Annotated in this window: 23 protein-coding genes and 1 pseudogene; 13 read left to right on the top strand and 11 right to left on the bottom strand. The window is 69.9% G+C overall.

All coding sequences use genetic code 11. The annotated features are described in order from the left end of the window. Positions 1–214 precede the first annotated feature (214 nt). From JJV70_RS20650 to serA, 4 genes are all read left to right on the top strand, one after another. Positions 215–2,071, top strand: a complete 1,857-nt coding sequence (locus JJV70_RS20650) for an acetolactate synthase large subunit (RefSeq protein WP_219049540.1) — start codon at positions 215–217, stop codon at positions 2,069–2,071. 36 nt (positions 2,072–2,107) lie between these two features. After that, positions 2,108–2,632, top strand: coding sequence for an acetolactate synthase small subunit (ilvN, locus tag JJV70_RS20645; protein WP_219049539.1), 525 nt, complete (start codon positions 2,108–2,110; stop codon positions 2,630–2,632). 301 nt (positions 2,633–2,933) lie between these two features. Next, the gene (gene ilvC / locus JJV70_RS20640; RefSeq protein WP_219049545.1) at positions 2,934–3,932 is read left to right on the top strand and encodes a ketol-acid reductoisomerase; all 999 of its coding nucleotides are present in this window, start codon (positions 2,934–2,936) and stop codon (positions 3,930–3,932) included. Positions 3,933–4,234: 302 nt separating this feature from the next. After that, positions 4,235–5,827 carry a phosphoglycerate dehydrogenase gene (serA, locus tag JJV70_RS20635; RefSeq protein ID WP_219049538.1) on the top strand — a complete coding sequence of 531 codons (1,593 nt, stop codon included), beginning with the start codon at positions 4,235–4,237 and terminating at the stop codon, positions 5,825–5,827. 155 nt (positions 5,828–5,982) lie between these two features. Here the strand turns inward: serA and JJV70_RS20630 are convergent, their stop codons facing one another. Then, entirely contained in the window at positions 5,983–6,468 is a 486-nt protein-coding gene (locus tag JJV70_RS20630; protein WP_219049537.1) for a hypothetical protein, read from the bottom strand. A gap of 187 nt (positions 6,469–6,655) precedes the next feature. Continuing rightward, positions 6,656–7,927: a CdaR family transcriptional regulator gene (locus JJV70_RS20625; protein WP_219049536.1), complete on the bottom strand. Its 1,272-nt coding sequence runs from the start codon at positions 7,925–7,927 to the stop codon at positions 6,656–6,658. A gap of 243 nt (positions 7,928–8,170) precedes the next feature. Between JJV70_RS20625 and JJV70_RS20620 the strand changes: the two genes are divergently transcribed. The 3 genes from JJV70_RS20620 (at position 8,171) to JJV70_RS20610 (ending at position 11,094) form a co-directional block, all read left to right on the top strand. Further along, positions 8,171–9,097: a proline dehydrogenase family protein gene (locus JJV70_RS20620; RefSeq protein ID WP_219049535.1), complete on the top strand. Its 927-nt coding sequence runs from the start codon at positions 8,171–8,173 to the stop codon at positions 9,095–9,097. An 81-nt stretch (positions 9,098–9,178) separates the two neighbouring features. After that, a complete protein-coding gene (gene pruA, locus JJV70_RS20615) occupies positions 9,179–10,810 on the top strand; it encodes an L-glutamate gamma-semialdehyde dehydrogenase (RefSeq protein WP_219049534.1) in 1,632 nt (543 codons plus the stop codon). Positions 10,811–10,878: 68 nt separating this feature from the next. Beyond that, positions 10,879–11,094: a hypothetical protein gene (locus JJV70_RS20610; RefSeq protein ID WP_219049533.1), complete on the top strand. Its 216-nt coding sequence runs from the start codon at positions 10,879–10,881 to the stop codon at positions 11,092–11,094. Between the two features lie 49 nt (positions 11,095–11,143). Here JJV70_RS20610 and JJV70_RS20605 read toward each other — a convergent pair whose 3' ends face one another. Together JJV70_RS20605 and JJV70_RS20600 are read right to left on the bottom strand one after the other, a co-directional pair. Next, a complete protein-coding gene (locus tag JJV70_RS20605) occupies positions 11,144–11,365 on the bottom strand; it encodes a DUF397 domain-containing protein (protein WP_219049532.1) in 222 nt (73 codons plus the stop codon). Beyond that, positions 11,362–12,228: a helix-turn-helix transcriptional regulator gene (locus tag JJV70_RS20600; RefSeq protein WP_219049531.1), complete on the bottom strand. Its 867-nt coding sequence runs from the start codon at positions 12,226–12,228 to the stop codon at positions 11,362–11,364. The genes JJV70_RS20605 and JJV70_RS20600 overlap by 4 nt, the downstream gene beginning before the upstream one ends. Before the next feature lie 262 nt (positions 12,229–12,490). On the opposite strand from JJV70_RS20600, the gene JJV70_RS20595 reads away from it, so the two are divergent. Further along, positions 12,491–12,901 carry an ATP-binding protein gene (locus tag JJV70_RS20595; protein ID WP_308294933.1) on the top strand — a complete coding sequence of 137 codons (411 nt, stop codon included), beginning with the start codon at positions 12,491–12,493 and terminating at the stop codon, positions 12,899–12,901. 74 nt (positions 12,902–12,975) lie between these two features. Here JJV70_RS20595 and JJV70_RS20590 read toward each other — a convergent pair whose 3' ends face one another. Further along, positions 12,976–13,488, bottom strand: a complete 513-nt coding sequence (locus JJV70_RS20590; RefSeq protein ID WP_219049529.1) for a GNAT family N-acetyltransferase — start codon at positions 13,486–13,488, stop codon at positions 12,976–12,978. Continuing rightward, positions 13,482–14,366, bottom strand: a complete 885-nt coding sequence (locus JJV70_RS20585; protein ID WP_219049528.1) for a hypothetical protein — start codon at positions 14,364–14,366, stop codon at positions 13,482–13,484. The genes JJV70_RS20590 and JJV70_RS20585 overlap by 7 nt, the downstream gene beginning before the upstream one ends. 480 nt (positions 14,367–14,846) lie before the next feature. Here JJV70_RS20585 and JJV70_RS23580 point away from each other — a divergent pair. Together JJV70_RS23580 and JJV70_RS23000 are read left to right on the top strand one after the other, a co-directional pair. After that, a pseudogene (locus JJV70_RS23580) lies at positions 14,847–15,451 on the top strand (TIGR02677 family protein). 62 nt (positions 15,452–15,513) lie between these two features. Beyond that, entirely contained in the window at positions 15,514–15,720 is a 207-nt protein-coding gene (locus JJV70_RS23000) for a DUF2399 domain-containing protein (protein ID WP_308294931.1), read from the top strand. Positions 15,721–15,793: 73 nt separating this feature from the next. Here the strand turns inward: JJV70_RS23000 and JJV70_RS20575 are convergent, their stop codons facing one another. Next, positions 15,794–16,297, bottom strand: a complete 504-nt coding sequence (locus tag JJV70_RS20575) for a GNAT family N-acetyltransferase (RefSeq protein ID WP_219049527.1) — start codon at positions 16,295–16,297, stop codon at positions 15,794–15,796. A 55-nt stretch (positions 16,298–16,352) separates the two neighbouring features. Next, a complete protein-coding gene (locus JJV70_RS20570; RefSeq protein ID WP_219049526.1) occupies positions 16,353–17,000 on the bottom strand; it encodes a Uma2 family endonuclease in 648 nt (215 codons plus the stop codon). Positions 17,001–17,477: 477 nt separating this feature from the next. Here JJV70_RS20570 and JJV70_RS22995 point away from each other — a divergent pair, with 477 nt between their 5' ends. The 3 genes from JJV70_RS22995 (at position 17,478) to JJV70_RS20560 (ending at position 20,205) form a co-directional block, all read left to right on the top strand. Beyond that, positions 17,478–17,606, top strand: a complete 129-nt coding sequence (locus JJV70_RS22995; protein ID WP_257574299.1) for a hypothetical protein — start codon at positions 17,478–17,480, stop codon at positions 17,604–17,606. 137 nt (positions 17,607–17,743) lie between these two features. Next, positions 17,744–18,787 (top strand): 3-isopropylmalate dehydrogenase, encoded by a 1,044-nt coding sequence (locus JJV70_RS20565; protein ID WP_219049525.1) that lies wholly within the window; start codon positions 17,744–17,746, stop codon positions 18,785–18,787. Positions 18,788–19,104: 317 nt separating this feature from the next. Beyond that, positions 19,105–20,205 carry a branched-chain amino acid aminotransferase gene (locus JJV70_RS20560; protein WP_219049524.1) on the top strand — a complete coding sequence of 367 codons (1,101 nt, stop codon included), beginning with the start codon at positions 19,105–19,107 and terminating at the stop codon, positions 20,203–20,205. Between the two features lie 56 nt (positions 20,206–20,261). Here the strand turns inward: JJV70_RS20560 and JJV70_RS20555 are convergent, their stop codons facing one another. From JJV70_RS20555 to JJV70_RS20545, 3 genes are all read right to left on the bottom strand, one after another. Continuing rightward, positions 20,262–20,717 (bottom strand): hypothetical protein, encoded by a 456-nt coding sequence (locus JJV70_RS20555; protein WP_219049523.1) that lies wholly within the window; start codon positions 20,715–20,717, stop codon positions 20,262–20,264. A 58-nt stretch (positions 20,718–20,775) separates the two neighbouring features. Next, positions 20,776–21,684, bottom strand: coding sequence for an alpha/beta hydrolase (locus tag JJV70_RS20550; protein WP_219049522.1), 909 nt, complete (start codon positions 21,682–21,684; stop codon positions 20,776–20,778). A 155-nt stretch (positions 21,685–21,839) separates the two neighbouring features. After that, positions 21,840–22,133: a hypothetical protein gene (locus JJV70_RS20545; RefSeq protein ID WP_219049521.1), complete on the bottom strand. Its 294-nt coding sequence runs from the start codon at positions 22,131–22,133 to the stop codon at positions 21,840–21,842. Positions 22,134–22,479: the final 346 nt, after the last annotated feature.

The raw sequence follows: 22,479 nt of genomic DNA, 5'->3' as shown, positions 1-22,479 counted from the left end.
TCGTACTTGGACAGCGCGTCGGCTGACCCGGGGCTGAACCACCCCGCGATCCACCAGCGACGCGCTCCCCTCGCTTGCCATCACGGCACGAGGGGTTTTTTGTTGCACCAGCACCCCTGATCAACCCGCACAACACCGCCCGAACCGCCCAGCCCCGCCAGCATCACGCACCACCGGGCGGCACCACCCTCACCTCGCCGAGAAGAGAAAGCCGATGACCGAGCAGGCCTCCGGGGCCCCCCGGCCGCAGCCACGGCCCCGTCAGGGCGCGGCACACCAGCCCGCCACCGTCGAGCACGTCACGGGTGCGCAGTCCCTCATCCGTGCGCTGGAGGAGGTCGGTGCCGACACCGTGTTCGGCATCCCGGGCGGCGCGATCCTGCCCGCCTACGACCCGATGATGGACTCCGGCCGGGTGCGCCACATCCTGGTCCGGCACGAGCAGGGCGCTGGCCACGCGGCCACCGGCTACGCCCAGGCCACCGGCCGGGTCGGCGTCTGCATGGCGACGTCCGGGCCGGGCGCGACGAACCTGGTCACCCCGATCGCCGACGCCCACATGGACTCGGTGCCGCTGGTGGCGATCACCGGTCAGGTCGCGTCCAAGTCGATCGGCACGGACGCGTTCCAGGAAGCGGACATCTGCGGCATCACCATGCCGGTGACCAAGCACAACTTCCTGGTCACCGACCCGGCCGACATCCCGCGCACCATCGCCGAGGCGTTCCACATCGCGAGCACCGGCCGTCCCGGGCCCGTGCTGGTTGACATCTCCAAGGACGCCCTGCAAGCGCAGACGACGTTCTCCTGGCCGCCCACCCACGACCTGCCCGGCTACCGGCCCGTCACCAAGCCGCACGCCAAGCAGATCCGCGAGGCCGCCAAGCTGGTCACCGAGGCCAAGCGGCCGGTGCTCTACGTCGGCGGCGGGGTGCTGAAGGCGGGCGCCACCGGAGAGCTGAAGGTGCTGGCCGAGCTGACCGGCGCCCCCGTCACCACCACGCTGATGGCGCTGGGAGCGTTCCCCGACACCCACCCGCAGCACCTGGGCATGCCCGGCATGCACGGCACGGTCGCCGCCGTCACCGCGTTGCAGAAGGCCGACCTGATCGTGGCGCTCGGCGCCCGTTTCGATGACCGCGTCACCGGGAAGCTGGACTCCTTCGCCCCGTACGCCAAGGTCGTTCACGCCGACATCGACCCGGCCGAGATCGGCAAGAACCGCGACGCGGACGTGCCGATCGTCGGGGACGCCCGCGAGGTCATCGCGGACCTGGTCGTCGCCGTCCAGGCCGAGCACGACGCTGGCCGCCGGGGCGACTACGCCGCCTGGTGGGAGCTGCTGAGGCGCTGGCGCGACACCTACCCGCTGGGCTACGACCAGCCCGAGGACGGCTCGCTGTCCCCGCAGCAGGTCATCCAGCGCATCGGGCAGCTGGCGCCTGAGGGCACGGTCTACGCGGCCGGGGTCGGCCAGCACCAGATGTGGGCCGCGCACTTCATCGACTACGACCGGCCCGCCACCTGGCTGAACTCCGGCGGCCTGGGCACGATGGGCTACGCCGTCCCGGCCGCGCTCGGCGCCAAGGCTGGCGTCCCCGACCGGGCGGTGTGGGCCATCGACGGCGACGGCTGCTTCCAGATGACCAACCAGGAGCTGGTGACGGCCGCCCTCAACGGCATCCCCATCAAGGTCGCCATCATCAACAACGGCGCCCTGGGCATGGTCCGCCAGTGGCAGACCCTCTTCTACAACCAGCGCTACTCCAACACCGTGCTGCACGCGGGCCCCGGCGACCCGGCGAACCCGCCGCAGAACCTGGGCACCCGCTGCCCGGACTTCGTCAAACTCGCCGAGGCGATGGGCTGCGTGGGCATCCGCTGCGAGCGCCCCGAGGACCTGGACGCGGTGATCGAGAAGGCCAACGCCATCAACGACCGCCCCGTCGTCGTGGACTTCATCGTCCACGAGGACGCGATGGTCTGGCCGATGGTCGCGGCCGGTACCTCCAACGACGAGGTCATGGCGGCCCGAGGCGTCCGCCCCGACTTCGGCGACAGCGACGACTGAGCCCACCGGCGCGAGCACAGAGGAAGACAGCCACCCATGTCCAAGCACACCCTCTCCGTCCTGGTGGAGAACAAGCCCGGCGTCCTGGCCCGGATCACCGCGCTGTTCTCCCGGCGCGGATTCAACATCGACTCCCTGGCCGTCGGCACCACCGAGCACCCGGACATCTCCCGCATCACCATCGTGGTGAACGTCGAGGACCTGCCGCTGGAGCAGGTCACCAAGCAGCTCAACAAGCTCGTCAACGTGCTGAAGATCGTCGAGCTGGAGCCGTCAGCGGCGGTGCGGCGTGAACTCGTTCTGGTGAAGGTGCGCGCCGACCACGAGACGCGCACCCAGGTCGTGGAGATCGTCCAGCTCTTCCGGGCCAAGACCGTGGACGTCTCCCCGGAGGCCGTCACCATCGAGGCCACCGGCAGCAGCGAGAAGCTGGAAGCCATGCTGCGCATGCTGGAGCAGTACGGCATCAAGGAGCTGGTGCAGTCCGGCACCATCGCGATCGGCCGCGGCTCGCGCTCGATCACCGACCGCTCCCTGCGCGCGCTGGAACGCTCCGCGTAGGCCGCTCTCCCGCGATCGGCCGTACGCGACGCGCGGGCCGGTGCCCGTCGCCGCCGCACCCCGGCGGCGACGGGCACCCCGCCACCGGTCTGCGGCGGCCACGACGGAGACGGCCAGCACGCCCCGGCCCCAGGCTGACCGCCGGACCGGCAACCCGAACCCGCCGGGCCCCGCCTCCCGTATGGCGAGACCCGGCACGTCACCCCGCCCGACCGGCATACGGTGGGCTCCACAGCGGCGGCGAGCACCCCAAGAGGTCTCGCGCAGCCCCGCACAGCAACACAACGAGGAGATGTCCGAAGTGGCCGAGCTGTTCTACGAAGACGACGCCGACCTGTCCATCATCCAGGGCCGCAAGGTGGCCGTGCTCGGCTACGGCAGCCAGGGCCACGCCCACGCGCTGTCCCTGCGTGACTCGGGCGTTGACGTGCGCGTCGGCCTGCACGAGGGCTCGAAGTCCAAGGCCAAGGCCGAGGAGCAGGGACTGCGCGTGGTCACCCCGGCCCAGGCCGCCACCGAGGCCGACGTCATCATGATCCTGGTGCCGGACCCCATCCAGGCCAAGGTCTACGAGGAGTCCGTCAAGGACCACCTCAAGGACGGCGACGCCCTGTTCTTCGGCCACGGCTTCAACATCCGCTTCGGCTTCATCCAGCCCCCGGCCGGTGTGGACGTGTGCATGGTCGCCCCGAAGGGCCCGGGCCACCTGGTGCGCCGCCAGTTCGAGGAGGGCCGCGGCGTCCCGTGCATCGCGGCCGTCGAGCAGGACGCCACCGGCAAGGCGTTCGAGCTGGCCCTGTCCTACGCCAAGGGCATCGGCGGCACCCGCGCCGGGGTCATCAAGACCACCTTCACCGAGGAGACCGAGACCGACCTGTTCGGTGAGCAGGCCGTGCTCTGCGGCGGCGCCTCCGCCCTGGTCAAGGCGGGCTTCGAGACGCTGGTCGAGGCCGGTTACCAGCCGGAGATCGCCTACTTCGAGTGCCTGCACGAGCTGAAGCTCATCGTTGACCTGATGTACGAGGGCGGCCTGAGCAAGATGCGCTGGTCGGTCTCCGAGACCGCCGAGTGGGGCGACTACGTCACCGGCCCGCGCATCATCACCGACCAGACCAAGGCGGAGATGAAGAAGGTCCTCGCCGAGATCCAGGACGGCACCTTCGCCCACACCTGGATGGCCGAGTACCAGGCCGGACTGCCGAAGTACAACGCGTACAAGCAGGCCGACACCGACCACAAGCTGGAGACCACCGGCAAGGAGCTGCGCAAGCTCATGAGCTGGGTGGACGACAAGGACTGAGCTCGCCCGGCGCCGCGGCGGCAGGCCCGCCGCGGCGCTTTTCGTCCCGCGCCGCCCGCGTGCCGCGCCGCTCGCCGCACCCGGGCAGGACCCCCGAACGGGGGATGATCGGCGCATGCGCCGGACGCGCCGCATACCACGGCTAGACTGCGCAGCAGACAACGCGTCAAGGGCTCACAGCGTCGTGCGTCACCACGCGGCTGCCAACCTCCACCGCCTTCGGCCGTAGGAACGCGGCCGTCCTCCCCCACGCCCCGGGCGGGCCTGGGGGTCACCCCAGGACAAGTGAGGACTGAGACGAAGTGAGCAAGCCCGTAGTACTCATCGCTGAGGAACTCTCCCCGGCCACCATCGACGCACTCGGCCCCGACTTCGAGATCCGCCACTGCAACGGGGCCGACCGGGGTGAGCTGCTTCCCGCGCTCGCCGATGTTGACGCCATCCTGATCCGCAGTGCCACCAAGATCGACGCCGAGGCCATCGGCGCCGCGCGCAAGCTGAAGGTCGTCGCCCGCGCCGGGGTGGGCCTGGACAACGTGGACGTCTCCGCCGCCACCAAGGCGGGCGTCATGGTCGTCAACGCGCCGACGTCCAACATCGTCACCGCCGCCGAGCTGGCGTGCGGCCTGCTCGTCGCCACCGCGCGCAACATCCCGCAGGCCAACACCGCGCTGAAACAGGGTGAGTGGAAGCGCAGCAAGTACACCGGCGTCGAACTCTCCGAGAAGACGCTCGGCGTGGTGGGACTGGGCCGCATCGGCGTGCTCGTCGCGCAGCGCATGTCCGCGTTCGGCATGAGGATCGTCGCCTACGACCCGTACGTGCAGCCCGCGCGGGCCGCCCAGATGGGCGTCAAGCTGCTGTCGCTGGACGAGCTGCTGGAGACCTCGGACTTCATCACCGTCCACCTGCCCAAGACGCCCGAGACGCTGGGCCTCATCGGCGACGAGGCGCTGCACAAGGTCAAGCCGTCGGTGCGCGTCGTCAACGCCGCGCGCGGCGGCATCGTGGACGAGGACGCGCTGTACGCGGCGCTGAAGGAGGGGCGTGTCGCGGGCGCGGGCCTGGACGTCTACGCCTCCGAGCCGTGCACTGACTCCCCGCTGTTCGGTTTCGACCAGGTCGTGTGCACCCCGCACCTGGGCGCCTCCACGGGCGAGGCGCAGGAGAAGGCGGGCGTGGCCGTGGCCCGCTCGGTGCGGCTGGCGCTCGCCGGTGAGCTGGTGCCCGACGCCGTCAACGTCCAGGGCGGAGTCATCGCCGAGGACGTGCGCCCTGGCCTGCCGCTGGCCGAACGCCTGGGCCGGATCTTCACCGCGCTCGCCGGGGAGGTCGCCCTCCGGCTCGACGTCGAGGTCTACGGCGAGATCACCCAGCACGACGTCAAGGTGCTGGAGCTGTCCGCGCTCAAGGGCGTGTTCGAGGACGTCGTGGATGACACCGTCTCCTACGTCAACGCACCGCTGTTCGCCCAGGAGCGCGGCGTCGAGGTGCGCCTGACCACCTCCAGCGACTCCCCGGACCACCGCAACCTCGTCACCGTGCGCGGCACGCTGGGCAACGGCGAGGAGATCGCCGTCTCCGGCACGCTGACCGGGCCGAAGCACGTGCAGAAGATCGTTGGCGTCGGCACGCACGACATCGAGCTGTCGCTCGCCGAGCACATGGCGTTCCTGCGCTATGCCGACCGCCCCGGCGTCGTCGGCACCGTCGGCCGCATCCTCGGTGAGGCGGGCATCAACATCGCGGGCATGCAGGTCTCCCGGGCCGAGGAAGGCGGCGAGGCGCTGGTGGCTCTGACGGTGGACGACACGATCCCGCAGCCGGTGCTCACCGAGATCGCCGAGGAGATCGGCGCCACCTCTGCCCGCACGGTCAACCTCACCGACGCGTAACCACCCCTGCGGGCCGCTTCCGGCCCTGCGCGTCGCGCCCCTCCGGTCCCGCCGCCGCGTCCCCGTTCCGCCCGGGTCGGGGACGCGGCACGGCTGGACGCGGCACGGCTGCGGGACGCGGCGCGCTGAGACCGCCTCCCGCAGCCGTGCGCGGATCACCGTCCGGACGGGCCGCCGTGCTGCCCCATGGACCGGGCCATCGCCCCGAACGTCAGCCCGGCCAGCAGCCCGAACACCAGGTGCGCCCCGAGGCTGGAGGCGGTGACGTCGTTCCAGGTGAACACGGGCATGCCCATGTTGGCCGGCATGATCCACAGTGCCCCCACGACCCACCACACCGCCCCGTACACCAGCCCGAGGACGACGGCGGGCGCCAGGCGCTCGGCCAGCTGGCCGACCAGTGCGCCGAAGACGACGCCAGCGAAGAGGGCGATCGCGAGATGGACCAGCCACCCGACGAGTGCGTTGGTGGAGCCCAGCAGCCCGGCGACCATGGTGATCATGGCGGTGTCCATCATCGGGCGGGAGAGGGACATCCAGATGCCCATCCCGACGCCGCCGACCAGCCCGGCCGCGGCACCCCACACGGCATGGACGGGGATCGCGGCGGTCCGGGGGGAAACCTGCGCGGTGCTGACCATGGTGATGCGCCTCCTTGTGCGATGAGCCTTCGCTCTCAGCTACGACGCTAGGGAGCGGGGGAGCGCGGTTATGTGAGGGCGCTTACGTACCCCGTGGTAGCTCGCGCGGCCCGGTCCGGACGGCGGGCTTTCCGGGGGCGCCCGGCTTCGGAGGCTGGGCCTCCCACCGGGTCCGGCCCACCGGGGCCTACAGCCGGGACGCTTTCAGCGCCATGTGCAGCAGGAGGCGGGACTCCCCGTCGGTGAGGTCGAGGCCGGTCAGCTGCTCGACCCGGGACAGGCGGTAGTACAGCGTCTGCCGGTGCACACCGAGCGCGGCGGCAGCACGTGAGGCCTGCCCCGCGCAGTCCAGGTACACCTCGGCGGTGTGCGCCATCTCCCGGTGCCCCGGCTCCAGCAGGCGCCGCACCACCGGGTCGGGCGCGCCGCTCGCGGGCAGGGCGGTCAGCAGGCGGTAGGGACCGAGTGCCGCCCAGTCGGCGACCGGCCCGAGCCGTGGTGCCGCCCGCGCCGCGCGCGCAGCGGCGAGCGCCTGCCGCCAGGCGGCCCCGGGTTCGGTGAGCCCGGGCAGCGCGGCGCTGATCCCAGCGGTACCGCCTGCGGTGCCCGCACCGCCCACCGCGCCTCCGGTGCCGCTCGCTCCACCCGTGCCGCTTGCCGTGCCCACTCCGCCCGTGGCACCCGTACCGCCAGTCCCGCTCCTACCGCTGACGGCGCGCGGCGAGCCCAGCAGGCGTTCGGCCACACCCCGGGCGGGCTCGACCGCGTCGGCGGTGGGCAGTCGCACCAGGGCGGCGAGCGCGCCGCCTGCCGGGGTGCCCGCCTCCCCGGCGGGTACGGCCGCCGTCACCGGCACCCGGGGCAGCCGGGCCGGACCGGCCGTACCGGCACCCCACGGGGTGACGGCGACGAGCGCCAGGGGTCCGGCGGCGACGGAGCCGAGCGCTTCGCGCAACTCGCTGGTGGCCGCTTGCCGTCCGGTCACCGGCCCGGCCAGCGCCGCGCGCAGCAGGTCGCCCAGCCGTGCCCCGGCCCGCGCTTCGGCGGCGAGCAGCGCCCCGATCCGGGTGGCGGTGGCCAGGGCCTCGCTCAGGCGCGGATCATCCAGGGACAGGGTGCCGTCGTCCAGCAGCCACACATAGCCGTGGACGACGCCCGCGTGCCGGGCGGGCAGGCAGAGGCGGCCTTTGACCACTCCGGCCGCCGGGTCGGGCGGGATGCGCACCGGCCCGGCCGCCCGGGTGATCCCGAACCGCTCGAACCACGCCCGCACCGCTGCGGAGGACCGGCGCTGCATGATCGACCGGGTGCGCACCGGGTCGAGTACCAGCTCCGTGTCGTCCGCGCCGCTGCCGTGCACGCCGAACGCGATGAGGCCGAAGTCGCGGTCCTCCAGCGTGGCCGGGGCGCCGAGCAGCGCCGACACCTCGTCGATGAGCGCCTGGTAGTCCTCCCGCATCCGCTGCCGCCCGCCCTTCCCGCCTCGCCCGTGCTGCCCGGCCGTCCCACTCAGCTGTCTTCTCTGAGCCACCCCTAGATGAGCCACTGAGCCACCCAGGGAGTTCTCCTCACCCATTCTCATACATCTGTCTGAGATCCGGGCCACGGAAGTGTGACAGCTGTCGATGGCCGGGCGGTGGAGTCATCCTTAAATTCTCCGGTGGCTCACCCTGCCGTAAGAAAGATTCTCGTGGGAGGTCCCGTGCTGGGTCCCGTGCTTCTCGCCGCCGCCCGGAGCGACGGCATCCGCCGCGCCGTGGCGGCCACTCCGCTGACGCGCCCCGTGGTGGACCGCTTCGTCCCCGGCGAGCAGTTGCCTCAGGCCCGCTGGGCGGTGCGCGACCTGACCAGCCGTGGCCTGGACGTCACCCTCGACCACCTCGGCGAGGACGTCACCGACCGCGCGGAGGCCCTGCGCAGCCGGGACGCCTACCTGGCCCTCGCGCAGGCACTGGCCGACGAGGGGCTGGGGGAGCGCGCCGAGATGTCGGTGAAGCTGTCCGCGTTCGGGCAGGCACTGCCCGGCGGCCACGATCTGGCGCTGGCCAACGTCACCCCGGTGGTGGAGGCGGCCGCCGCGGCGGGCACCACGGTGACGCTGGACATGGAGGACCACACCACCATCGATTCCACGCTCGCCGTCCTCGCCGAGCTGCGCACCCGCTTCCCGCACACGGGCGCCGTGGTGCAGTCCTATCTCTTCCGCACCGAGGAGGACTGCCACGCGCTGGCCGGGGAAGGCTCCCGGGTGCGCCTGGTGAAGGGCGCGTACAAGGAGCCCGCGTCGGTCGCGTACCAGGACAAGCGCGAGGTGGACCGGGCGTACGTACGCTGTTTGAAGATCCTCCTGGCCGGTCAGGGCTATCCGATGATCGGCTCCCACGACCCCCGGCTGATCGCGATCACGCAAGAACTCGCCCACCGGCTCGGCCGCAAGAACGACGCCTACGAGTTCCAGATGCTCTACGGCATCCGCGCCGCCGAGCAGGAGCGCCTGGTGGCCGCCGGACACCGGGTGCGCGTCTACCTGCCCTACGGAACCGACTGGTACGGCTACTTCATGCGCCGTCTCGCCGAGCGCCCCGCCAACCTCGCGTTCTTCCTGCGCTCCCTGCTCACCCGGGGCTGAGCCCAGCCAGCCGCCCGGACATCCCGACCGGACCCCACCAGACCCGTTCGAAACCACCCCTTCGAAGGAGACACGCCAGCCATGGACGCTGTGACCCAGGTCCCCGCCCCCTACAACGAGCCGGTGCACGGCTACGCCCCCGGCAGCCCCGAGCGGGCCCGCCTGGAGCGCAAGCTGAAGGAACTGGCCGAAAACCCCATCGACCTCCCCATGACCATCAACGGGGCCAAGCGCATGGGCGGCGGTGAGCGCTTCGACGTCGTCCAGCCGCACGCCCACGCCAAGCGCCTGGGCACCTATGCCAACGCCACCCGCGCCGACGCGCAGGAGGCCATCGACGCCGCCCTGGCCGCCGCCCCGGCCTGGCGTGCGCTGTCCTTCGACGACCGCGCCGCGATCATCCTCAAGGCCGCCGAACTGCTGGCCGGGCCGTGGCGCGAGACGATCGCCGCCTCCACCATGCTGGGCCAGTCCAAGACCGCCCAGCAGGCCGAGATCGACGCCCCCTGCGAACTGGTGGACTTCTGGCGCTTCAACGTCCACTTCGCCCGCGAGCTGCTGACCGAGCAGCCGCTCGTTCAGCCCAACGGTGTGTGGAACCGGATGGACCACCGCCCGCTGGAGGGCTTCGTCTACGCCATCACCCCGTTCAACTTCACCGCCATCGCGGGCAACCTGCCCACCGCCCCGGCGCTGATGGGCAATGTTGTCGTCTGGAAGCCCTCGCCCACCCAGACCCACGCCGCCGTGCTGCTCATGGAGCTGCTGGAGGAGGCGGGCATGCCGCCGGGCGTCATCAACCTGGTGACCGGCGACGGCAAGGAGGTCTCCGAGGTCGCCCTGCCGCACCCGGAGCTGGCGGGCATCCACTTCACCGGCTCGACCGCCACCTTCCAGCACCTGTGGCGCGAGGTCGGCAACAACATCTCCGGCTACCGCTCCTACCCGCGCATCGTCGGCGAGACCGGCGGCAAGGACTTCATCGTCGCCCACCCCACCGCGGACCCGGCGATCCTGAAGACCGCCATCACCCGTGGCGCCTTCGAGTACCAGGGCCAGAAGTGCTCGGCCGCCTCCCGCGCCTACCTCCCGCGCTCGCTGTGGGAGGGCGGCCTGCGCGAGGACCTGGTGCACGAGACCGAGGGCATCGCCATGGGCGACGTCACCGACCTCACCAACTTCATCGGCGCCGTCATCGACGAGCGCGCCTTCGCCAAGGCCAAGGCCGCCATCGACCGCGCGAAGTCCGACCCCACCTGCGAGGTCGTCGCGGGCGGCGGTTACGACGACTCGGTGGGCTACTTCGTCCGTCCCACCGTCATCACGTGCACCGACCCTTCGAGCGAGCTCTTCACGACCGAGTATTTCGCCCCCATCATCGCCGTCCACGTCTATGAGGACGGTGACTGGGAGACGATGCTGGAGCAGATGGAGTCCGCCTCCGCCTACGCCCTGACCGGCGCCGTGCTCGCCAAGGACCGTGCCGTTTTGGCCAAGGCGTCCGAGAAGCTGCGTTTCGCCGCCGGCAACTTCTACCTCAACGACCGCCCGACCGGCTCCATTGTCGGCCAGCAGCCCTTCGGCGGCGCCCGCGCCTCCGGCACCAACGACAAGGCGGGTTCGAAGTTCAACCTGCTGCGCTGGATGTCCCCGCGCGCCATCAAGGAAACCGCCGTGGCCCCGACCGACTACCGCTACCCCCACATGGGCTGACCCGCCCGGACCCCGTAGCCCGGCCCTGCTCCCCGCAGGAAGCCGGGCTACGGCCGTTCTCGCGCAGTGTGGCTCCGAAGGGCGCGCTGTGGCAGGGCTATCGGCCCGTACCGGAGCACCGGGAGGCCCGCTGTAGCCGGGAAAATCGCCGCCTGGACAGCGAGACGACCGGCATGATCGTCAGGGAAGCGGCACGGAACGCCACAGACGCGGAGGGCCGGTCAGCCCGCAAGGGCTTCGCGGTCCCGGCCACGATCACCGTCACCCCGGGCAACCCTCACTGACCGCCCCGCCCGGGGAGCCGGAGCAGTCAGCAGGGTGTGGGCAGGCCGCTCACAGCTCGCCAGCGGTAACTCCCTGGCGGAAGGCGGCCCATTCGGTGGCGGTGAAGCGCAGGGGGTCACGATCCGGGTTCTTGGAGTCGCGCACCGCTCGCGCACCACCGGGCATCTCAGCCACCTCCACGCAGTCGTGCTCCGGGCCGCTGGCTGTCGCCTTCCGCCACACCGCAGTGGAGAGGTCAAACGCGTACAGTTCTGCCTTCGCGTCGTTCATGTCCTGTGGCCTTCCTCAATCTGCACGATCCGCGCAAGCGAGTCCTCCACAGGCAAGGCTGCCGCCCGAATGCGGTCGAAAGCCTTGGTGAAAGGCGCTGCGTCGTCGCCCTCAACGTATGTGGCGCCGCTGAGATTCTCCAACAGCACGACGGTCGGCATGGGCTGGGGGAAGTGCGTCAGGGCGTAGCCACCTACGAGTCCGGGATGCGGTGTGGAGTCCAGCGGCATCACCTGCACCGTGACGTTCGGCATCTCGCATGCTTCTCTCAACCGCCGCAGTTGGTCACGCATCGTCGCAGGCCGCACGGCGAAGCGTTGGTGAAGGGCGGCCTCATGGATGATGGCCCACAGCTCTGGCGCCTCATCGGGCCGGGACAGCACCGCTTGACGGGCCATCCTCACCTCAACCAGGGCGGTCACCTCTTCGACGGTACGGCTTGTGGTCGCCCCGGTGATCGTCTCCCGCGCGTACGCCGCCGTTTGCAGCAGGCCCGGGACGAGCAGGGGAGCCCAGACGTGGATGGCCTCTGCGTCGGCTTCCAGCGAGATGTGGTCAGCGTAGGCCGGAGACGCGACCCCGCTGTACGTCTGCCACCAGCCCTTCTTGCCCGCGTCCCGGGCGAGGTTTTCCAGGGCGGTACGCACCGTCGGGTCATTGACTCCGTACACCGTCAGCACAGCACCCACGTCAGCCGGGCGGATGGCCTGGTGGGCGCTCTCGATCTTGGAAAGTTTTGGTGCTTTCCAGCCCATGGCGCCTGCGGCCGTTTCGAGGGTGAACCCTGCGTCGTGTCGCAACCGCCGCAGTGCGGAGCCAAGCCGACGGCGTCTGATGGTCGGCACGAGAGGTGAGTTGGGCATGCGTGGAGTCTGCCAGCTTGCCGTGCTCTTCAACTGAGAGAGCGAAACCCTCACTCGATAGAGTGGAAAATTTTCTACCTGCTAGAGAAAAATCTCCAGTATGTTGAGTCTCTTCTCAGCGATTGCCTAGCCAACCGGCGTTCGCTGACCTGTCTGGGTCAGCGACAGGATGATCCAGCGAGGAGACGCGATGCTTCCGCCCCGATCCAGTGCCACCTCCCAACCCACTGACCCCAACGCACCCACCACCCCCTGCTGTTACGTGCGACAGCGGGACAACGGGTTCGTGGCCTACTTCTGCGCTTCCCCCGAAGCGCTGCGCACCCTGCGGCGGCTGACCCGGACCGCGTTGCGCGTTCACGGAGTCAGCGCCGACGCCGGGGACGCCGTTCAGCTCGTCGTCTCGGAGCTGGTCGGCAACGCGGTCCGGGCCTGTGGGGACCGTGCTCCGCTCGTCGTGGAGGTCTACGTCGCCTCCTTCGGCCTCGCGGTGAACGTGCACGACCCCGACCCCGGAGCGCTGCCCGAGAGGCAGCCGACCCCGCTCGACAGTCCGCAGGCCGAACGCGGGCGGGGCCTGGGGCTGCTGGACCTGCTCGCACCCGGCTGGCACGTGCGGAATTCGGCGATCGGCAAGCAGATTCGCTGCCGGGTGCCCGTCCCCGTGCTCTGAGACCCCACACCCTCCGGCCAGGCCCGGCACCGGGCGGCATACCGGAAGCACACCGCTCCCCTGGGGCGGCATCGTCACCGGATATGAGCCACGCCGGGTGCCAAATCCCTGGCCAGCCCGTAGAGCTCGTAGGGGATGGTTCCCACCTTGGTGTGGCGGACGGTCGTGCCGATGTGGGTGAATCCGGCATTGCTCAGGACGCGGCCGGAGGCGGGGTTGTTGGGGTGGTGCATGGCCTCTAGCCGGTTGAGGCCGACGGTGGTGAAGGCGACAGCGACGACGTGGCGGGCGGCCTGAGTGGCGTAGCCGTGACCCCAGCTGTCCTCCCGGAGGATGTAGCTGATGGTGCCCATGGATGGGGTTCGTCGCCGCAGGGCAGTCAGACCGATCAGGTCGTCCTCGTGAAGGATGCCCCAGCTCCACTGCGCGCGCGGGGTTTCGGCTGCTCGGGCAAGGGCCGTGCGGATCTTCACGTGAGCCTGGTCGAGGGTGAGGGGCTTGCCGGTGGTGTGCTGGATGGAGGCGCCGCTGTAGATGCGGGTGAGGGCCGGTGCGTCGCCGGGGGCCAGGGCACGCAGAGTCACCATGCGGCGGTTAGCTCCTTTGCCGTGGGCCGGTCGGCGGGGTCGGAGGCAAGGCACGCGGTGACGGCGGCCTCGAACTCGGGAAAGGGCCAGGGCCGGACGTCGCGCAACACGGTGGTGGTGCCCTGGGCGATAAGAGCCAGCTTCTCCAGCCGGTGGAGGTCGTCGTCATAGGCGACGGGTCGGCGGCCGGTCCAGCACCAGAACAGGGAGGCGCCCAGGCTCCAGATATCGGCCGACGGCTGGGCGGGAATGTGGGTATCGGCGGGGGTGGAGAGGATCGCGATGGCGGTCTCGGGAGCGGTGGTGTGGGTGAGGGCGCCCCGGTACGGGACGCGGCGGCCGTCGTCGGGGCCGCAGGCGAGGGCATAGTCGATGAGCGCGGTGTGGCCGCCGGGTGTGACGAGGGTATTGGTCGGCTGAATGTCGGCGTGCGCCCAGTCGGCGGCGTGCAGGCGGGCGAGGTTTTCGGTCCAGCTGCGGGCGATGCCCGCGAGCCAGGGGCGGACCGAGGCCCGGTTTCCTTCGGGTCCGCGGACGAGGGCGAGGGCCTGCCACAGGGGTACGCCGTCGATCCAGTTGACCGCCAGCCACCGGCCGCCCTCCCACGCTCCGGCGCTGACCCGGTAGTCGGGGTTGAGGGCGCCGAGAGCGGTGAGGCGAAGGAGATGATCGTTCTCTTGGGCCATCTCGGCGGCCTTGTCGCGGGCCTCGGCGTCGTCAGGGTTGTTGGCCTTCAGCGCGACGGTGCCCTTGCGGCCCTGGATCTTCCAGGCGCGGGAGCCGCGCCGGTCGCTCAGGAGCTGGATCGCGGTGGGTTCGCCGGTGTGCCTGGTGAGGTGGGCGACGGCTTCGCCGGGGGGAACAGGTGCTTGGCCCATGTGCAAATCTCCGTCCATTCGGTGGGGAGGTGCTCGAACACGTTGCGACCGTCGTCGTCGGCTGCGGCGAGCGCGGCGGCCAATTCGGGGGTAGCGCTCAGAAAGCGTGGGTCGCGGCGACGGACGGCGGCTCTCACGGGGAGGAACGAGGCGGGGGCGGCCGGGGTCCGGCGGCCGACCGTGGTGACTTCCCTTTCTCCCACGGAGAATTTGCCGAACATCACCCCGACGGGGCCGTAGGTGCTTCAGCACCCAGTGCGGCCAAGCCAGCAGGTCACGGTGCCGGGCGTGGGGCACTTCCCCAGCAGGACGATGCTCTCGCACCGCAGGAACGAAACGTGCGGCGGCTGGGGCGCGTGATCCCTTGGAGAGTGGGGTAGGGCGGGGACCTGCCACCAGAGGGGGCGGACCTCCGCGAGCACCGGTGGATTCCGGGAGGCGGGTGCGCGGGTGGGGCCGGGTGGGGAGGATGGCGGGCGTATGAACGTTTCCGACCAGGGGTCCGCGCGGGCCGCGTACAGCACCTTCGCCCACCTGACGGCGCCCAACGTGGCGCTGTACCGGCAGACCATGCGGGCCTTCCTGCTGGCCAAGGAGCGGTTCGCGGTGCACCTGCGGCCGGAGGACGTGCACGCCGCGCTGCCGCCCGAGCACCGGCCCGCCGAGCTGGAGGCCGTCGGCAAGGCGCTGGACAGCCTCGTGGAGTGGGGCACCTGCGGGCCGAACCGGACACCGCGCGGGTGACCGCCGTCGAGGACTTCTGCCGCAAGCGGTTCATCTACCAGCTCACCCGTGAGGGTGAGGCGGCGGAGACGGCGCTGGGCGCCTACGACGAGCCGCTGGGACGGCGCGGCGAGCTTCAGGCGGTGGCGCTGCACGACATCGTCACCCAGCTGCGGGCGCTGCTGGTGCTCGCCGCCGAGGAGGCGCCGGACCCGGGCAAGGTGTACCTCGCACTGGAGACTCTCACCGGGCGGTTCACCGTGCTGGCGGAGAACGCCCGCGACTTCATGGGCTCCCTCCAGCGCACCATCGTCCTGCACGACGTCGAGGTCGAGGCGTTCCTGGCCTACAAGACCGGCTGATCCAGTACCTGGAACGCTTCATCCAGGATCTGATCACCCTGGGCACCGCGCTGCGCCGCCAGGTGCCGTGGGAGCCGTGGCGCTACACGGCGGCCGACTACCGGGCGGCGGTCGCCACGGCGGCGGGCTGGTCCCGGCTGGACGGAGCATCCGCGGCGGCGCCCTGGGACCCGGCGCTCGCCCACGCACTGGCCGAGCTCGACGCGCGCGTCGAGGAAGAGGCCGTCCTGGACCACCTGCTGGCCGATCTGGCCCCGGCCGCTGAGTAGCCACCGGTTGCCGCGACGTGCCGAGAGCGCACCACCAGCGGGAGGGTGCTGCTCCCGGGTGCCGTCTGGGAGCTCAGTCGCCGATGGGGAGAGCGGCGATCAGCTCGCCCTCCTCCTGCTGGCCGGTGGGGGTGAAGCCGAGCGTCTCGTACAGGCGGGCGGCCGAGGTGTTCGCGGGGTGGTAGGAGAGGCGGATCTCGCGGCAGTCCGCGTGGGTGGCGAGCCAGCGCACCAGCGTGCGCACGGCGGCGCGCCCGATGCCGTGGCCCTGGTGGTCGGCGTCCACGATCATGCCGCCGAGCCAGTGGGTGGTCTCGGAGGGATCGAAGGCCCACATCACGTGGCCGACGACGCGGTCCGCGGCGCAGATCGCCAGCGAGTGCCAGACCTCCTCGCGCATCGACAGCAGCAGGTAGCGCGCGCCCAGGGCGGCCACGAACGCGCGCTGGTCATCGCGCGGGGCGACGTCGGCCACGGCCCGCCAGTTGTCGTCGGTCACCGGGCACAGCGTCACGGTGCGGCCGTGACGATCATCGATCCCGTAGTCAATGCAGTCCACAACCGGGCATCCGACCATGTTTCGGCCGGTCGTGCACCCCTGATACGGCTGATACAGCCGGGTATCGCCGACGTCACTCCGCTCGCGTGCGCTGGGGCGGCCCGGTGATCTCCTCGGTGATGGTGAAGCCCTCCGCCGGTCCCTCGGGCACGGTGACGTCCTTGCCGTAGGGCACGCGCGTCTCGGCGGCGTAGACGGCCTCCCCGGGGGAGGGCTGGGTGAGTACGGTGACGGTGCCGTGGCCGTCGTAGTCGTCCAGGATGACGTAGACCGGGATACCGGCCCGCGCGTACGCCCGGCGCTTGCGCACGCGGTCCCGCTGCTGGGCGTCGTGTCCCGGAGACACCACTTCGACCACGAGCTCGACGCACGAAGCGTCGAGGCCCAGACCGTCCTCGGTGACGTAGGCGGTGTCTTCCTCGGGCGCGAGGTAGATGTCTGGAACGAAGACCTTTTGGTCGTGCTGAAGATTCATGTCCTGATGCGCCGCGTAGGGCGAGTCACCGCCGAGAAAACCCTCCAATGCCCGGCGAAACCGGTAGATGGTCTTGCTGTGACTGTACCGACCGGTGGGTGACACCTCGATGAACCCCTCGACGATCTCGGCGTGGAAGCCCTCGGGGAGTTCCATGGCTTTCCATGCCTGCCACAGGACATCGGCCACGTCATCGGAAGCTGCGGGGGCGGTGCTCATCGGGGCCTCCGGGGCGACAGCGGTCATGGGGACACCTCCTCCTCAAGTCTGGGCGAGCTGGGCGTTGCCGCACAAGCGACGGCGACACCGTAGGGGCGGTCTGGGGTGAGGAATCGATACGGCGACCTGATCCTCACTCCATAGAGTGGTCGCATGGTGATTCGCGCGGTGCTGTGGGACGTGGACGACACGCTTCAGCAGACGCTTGCCTCGCTCGTGCAGCACAGGTCCCTACTGCAACGGCAGTCACACCGGCCTCACTGACACCCGGCCGTAGCGCTTCCGCGTGGTCTTCGTCTCAGATAGTAGGAAGGCCAACTATATGGGGGGACAGCACAGCCTCAGGCCCGTACCGTGGTGGAAGCCGAACGTATCGCTTCATCAGCGAACGCGGATGAGGCCCGGTGCCTCGCGCAGGTCACCCCTGCGGCATCCGGAGCCCCCGCCCCTGCGGCGCTTCACCTCCCACTCTCTCGGGGTTTGCCTGCGTAAGGAGCCTTGACCATGGATGACACCGCCCGCCGCCGTACCCGCCGCGCCGCCCGTATGGCCGACGCCAGCCGCAAGAACGCCGCCGCCGCCCTCCAGCGCGCCCTCGACCGCCGCGACAACGGCGGCGCCACCGGCCACTGAGTCCTGCCTGGCACCGTCCAGCCGGTGCCAGGGCGACGCCGGTCCCACCCGCACCCGGGCGGGACCGGCGTCGTCTCTTGTCCCGCATCGTGGACGGGGGAGTGTCGAGCACTGGGACGGAGAGTAAGGTCCGCGACATGGCGCGCAGCATCAATCTCGCAGTGATTCCCGGCGACGGCATCGGCCCCGAGGTCGTCGCCCAGGGGCTGAAGGTCCTCACCGCCGTCCTCCCGCAGGATGTCAAGCTGGAGACCAGGAGCTACGACCTGGGCGCGCGCCGCTGGCACGCCACCGGAGAGACGCTCCCCGACGCGGAGCTGGAGCAGCTGAAGGCGCACGACGCGATCCTGCTCGGCGCCGTCGGTGACCCGGGCGTGCCCTCCGGTGTCCTGGAGCGCGGCCTGCTGCTCAAGCTGCGGTTCGCCTTCGACCACTTCGTCAACCTGCGGCCCTCGCGGCTGTTCCCCCACACGGCGACGCCCCTCGCCGGGCGCCCGGCCATCGACTTCGTCGTCGTGCGCGAGGGCACCGAGGGCCCCTACACCGGCAACGGCGGCTCACTGCGCACGGGGACGCCCGCCGAGGTGGCCACCGAGGTCAGCGTCAACACCGCCTACGGCGTGGAGCGCGTCGTGCGGGACGCGTACGAGCGGGCCAGCGCCCGCCCGCGCAAGAAGCTCACCCTGGTGCACAAGAACAACGTCCTGGTGCACGCCGGTCACCTGTGGACCCGGATCTTCGAGCGGGTCGGCCAGGAGTACCCCGAGGTGACCACGGACTACCTGCACGTTGACGCCGCGACGATCTTCCTCGTCAACGACCCCGCCCGGTTCGACGTCATCGTCACCGACAACCTCTTCGGCGACATCATCACCGACCTGGCCGCCGCCGTCACCGGCGGCATCGGCCTGGCCGCGTCGGGCAACGTCAACCCGACCGGCGCGTTCCCCTCGATGTTCGAGCCCGTGCACGGTTCGGCGCCCGACATCGCCGGCACCGGCAAGGCCGACCCGACGGCCACCATCCTGTCCGTCGCCCTGCTGCTGCGCCACCTCGGCCTGGAGGACGAGGCGGCCCGGATCGAGGAGGCCGTCACCGCGGACCTCACCGCCCGCGCGGGCGCCGCCGCGCGCTCCACCGACGAGATCGGTGACGCTCTCGCCGCACGCGTAGCCGGCTGAGTCCGGCGCGGCCCACCGTACGGTCGCGCTCGGCCTCGAACTCCGCTCCGGCCGAGTGCTCCACCCCGTGCCCCGGCCGGGACCCTCAGCCTGTGCCGTGTCCCCAGCCTCGCCGCTTGGGGCGCGGCCGGGCTCCCGCCCCCGCGCTGCGCCCCGCAGCGGCCGGGTGCGACTATCTCACCCTGGGCCGCGCTCCCCCTGTCCTTGACGCGCCACCCCACGCGCGATAATCGGACGTGGGGCCGCGTGTGAGGCGATGCTAGGACGTCCACGTACCGCGCGCGGTCCGCCACACCACCGAAGTGAAGGACGCGCTCATGACGCCCCGAATCGAATTCGGCCTCAAGCCCTCTGCCCAGCCCCTTCCGGACGCCGAGCGCGAGGCGGTGCTGGCGAACCCCGGCTTCGGCCGCCACTTCACCGACCACATGGTCACCATCCGCTGGACCGAGGGCCGGGGCTGGCACGACGCCCAGCTGGAGCCGTACGCCTCGTTCCAGATGGACCCGGCCAACATGACGCTGCACTACGCGCAGACGATCTTCGAAGGTCTCAAGGCGTACCGGCAGGCCGACGGCTCGGTGGCCATGTTCCGGCCGGAGGCCAACGCCGCCCGCTTCCAGCGCTCCGCCCGCCGCCTGGCCATGCCCGAGCTGCCCGTGGAGACCTTCGTCGAGGCGTGCGAACTGCTGATCCGGCAGGACGCGGCCTGGGTGCCCGGTTCCGGTGAGGAGTCGCTGTACCTGCGGCCCTTCATGTTCGCCGCCGAGGTCGGGCTGGGGGTGCGGCCCGCCAACGAGTACCTGTTCGTCGTCATCGCCTCCCCGGCGGGTCCCTACTTCCCGCGCGGGGTCAAGCCCGTCTCGGTGTGGCTCTCCGAAGAGTACGTGCGCGCCGCCCCCGGTGGCATGGGCGAGGCCAAGACCGGCGGCAACTACGCCGGGTCCCTGGTCGCCCAGGCCGAGGCCGCCCAGCAGGGCTGCGACCAGGTCGTCTGGCTGGACGCGACCGAGCGCCGCTGGGTCGAGGAGATGGGCGGCATGAACCTCTACTTCGTGCGCGGCAGCGGCGCGGACGCGAGGATCGTCACCCCGGCGCTGACCGGCACCCTCCTGCCGGGCATCACCCGCGACTCCCTCCTGGGCATCGCCGCTGACCTGGGGTACGGCACGGAGGAAGGCCGCATCTCCACCGACGACTGGCGCCAGGGCAACGAGGACGGGACAATCACCGAGGTCTTCGCCTGCGGCACGGCCGCCGTCATCACCCCCGTCGGCACGGTGAAGTCCGCCCGGGGTAACTGGACCGTCGGCGACGGCGAACCCGGCCCGATCACCCTGCAACTCCGCGAGGCCCTGCTCGCCCTCCAAACCGGCCACGCCCCCGACCCCCACGGCTGGCTGCACCGGGTGGTGTGAAGTAACGCTTCGCTGCGGTCCGCCCGCCCCTGACTGGGCGGGCGGACCGTGGCGGGTCAGTAATGTTCTACGGTGTCCCCGGGCGGCACTTGGTAACAGGCCGAGACGACGCCAACGAGCAGCATCGGCTTTCCGTCGCTCTTACGCTGTTCCCAAAATTCGACATTAATGCCATACTTCTTTTCTGGGTGATCCGCGAGGAGCCTCAGCGTACGGTTTTGATTATTCTTTGGTCCGTATTCTTTGATTTCCCATCCGCTCTCGGGAAGTTCGTGCTTCAGCTTTTCCATTGATGCGGCTAGGCTTTTCCTGTCCTCGCTCGCCAGACTCCAGGTATGCCGCATAATAAAGTACGTGTCAAGATCTTTGCCCGGGCACTCACCCACTCCGGGTCCGGGCTCCGATACCTTGCCTTCCAGGGCGACAATGTCTAGGATTCTACTAGAAACAGATTTAATCTCATTATTGATTTCTACCTGGGGGCGAGTCTCCGGTTCTTCTTCTGTCTCCATTGAAATGCATCCTGTCAGTAGTGTGAAACCTAGAACGCTAGGCAGGAAATGGGGGATCTTACTCCTCAAGGCTTACCTCACCGTAATTGCCGGTAACTACCGCTGCTTGATTCCGAAGACTCTCTGACTCGTACTGCCAGTAGTTGCTGTGCCCTTGCGTGTCGGTGGTCATCTGCTTGGCGCCGAAGAACACGTCGCTGGGAACAACAAACCCCCCACCGTGACTGAAGCGTCCGATTTCTGGAACCCAGTCTCCTTCGGCTTCCTGGTTCCAGACGTGACCGATAGGAACATCCATTTCGGTGGCGTGACTTACTTCAACCCCAGGGCTTCCTGCGAAAATGACATCGTCCACGTAGAGAACGTGCATGCGAGCAGTGGCCCCGATCACCGTGGTTCCGTAAGAGTGCCCGATTGCGGTGTGATGACCACCGCTCTCCGCTGTGTTCGCTTCCTTGATGCCTTCGGTGAAGTTGGAGAAGGCGGCTGCCCCGTCATGAGCATAGTGCGGGAACGGGGAATTGAGTTTTGGGTCGTCTGGAGCGTCGTAGCCGACCCATAGAATGGTTGATACGTTTTCCCCTTCCGTCATGGCATCTGCTGTTCTCCACAGGCTATTCATGCGAGTGATGTCGCCACCAACGCTAGGCAGGCTCGCACCTGTTCCAGGGACGTAGACGGAGGTGTGGTCAGCCTCGTCTGGGTTTCCGTTAGCAATGATGGCGCGGCCGTCCCCTTTCGTGCTGAACCCGAGAAGGTAGGCTTCGGGGAGCCCTTCGCGGCCGACGGAGTCGAAACGGTTTTCGATGGCGTCGATGCCGCCGAGGGCTTCGGTGAGTCGTTTGTGGTCCGCGCCGTATTCTTCTTCCCACTCGCGGATGCGCTGCTGCTGGTCGCGCCACGACACATCGCTCGACTGGCCTGGCTGGTTGTAGCTGTGGCTTGGTTTGGGTGGGATCGCTGCCAACTCCAGTTGGTAGTTGGCCTTTGTCTGGGCCAGAACCGTGCGGTTGGCTTCGTCGCGTACGTCGGCGGGGAGGCCGTCGAGGGCGCCGATGGAGGCGGGGTAGAGGGCGGTGTAGTCGGCTTGCTGGTCGGTGGAGAGGCCCTTCCACCACTCCGCTACCTCGGCTGGGGTTTTCCCTCGGGGATGGCCGACTTGTCGAGGTAGTCGGAGGCCACTTTCTGGAGGGCTTGCTGGTCGTCATGGACGTCTGCCCAGTCGGCGTCGCTGACGGTGAGGTCGTTGTGGGCCTGGAGCGCCTTCAACTTGGGTGCCCAGGTCTCGTCTGCCTCGGTGGCGTCCTTGAGGGCTGCCGCGATGCGGTCGGCGCAGTCCTTGGCGAGAATGCGGTTGGGGTTGGGGTCGATATGGGCGGCTTGGTTGGCTACCGCGTTGGCTGTCGGGTGAGACACGGAGACGACGGTGCCGCCCTTCGGGGTTTCGCCGTCCACCTTCTCGCCTGCCGCCGGGTAGGTGACGGAGCCGTCCGACTCGACGGTGAAGGAGCGTTCGCGGGCGTCTTCCAGGGCGGCGTCGAGCTTCTTCTGCGCTGCTCTCAGGTCGGCGGCGAAGCCGTTGAGCGCCGCGCGGATCAGGCCACACTCGACCTGGGTGTAGTGGAAGTTCTCCGCGAGGCGTTCGAGTCGATTCCGGGCTGCGGTGGCGGCTGCGCCGACCAGCCCGCTGGTGGCTTTGAGCGGATCTCATCGTGACCGGTTCGGGTGACGGGGTGCCCGTGACGTGGCGAAGCTCCTCGAC

The sequence above is a fragment of the Streptomyces sp. JJ66 genome, assembly GCF_019303495.1.
Lineage (GTDB): Bacteria > Actinomycetota > Actinomycetes > Streptomycetales > Streptomycetaceae > Streptomyces.
The sequence above is the reverse complement of the archived record's forward strand: the minus strand, read 5'-3'. Positions and strand labels throughout refer to the sequence as shown.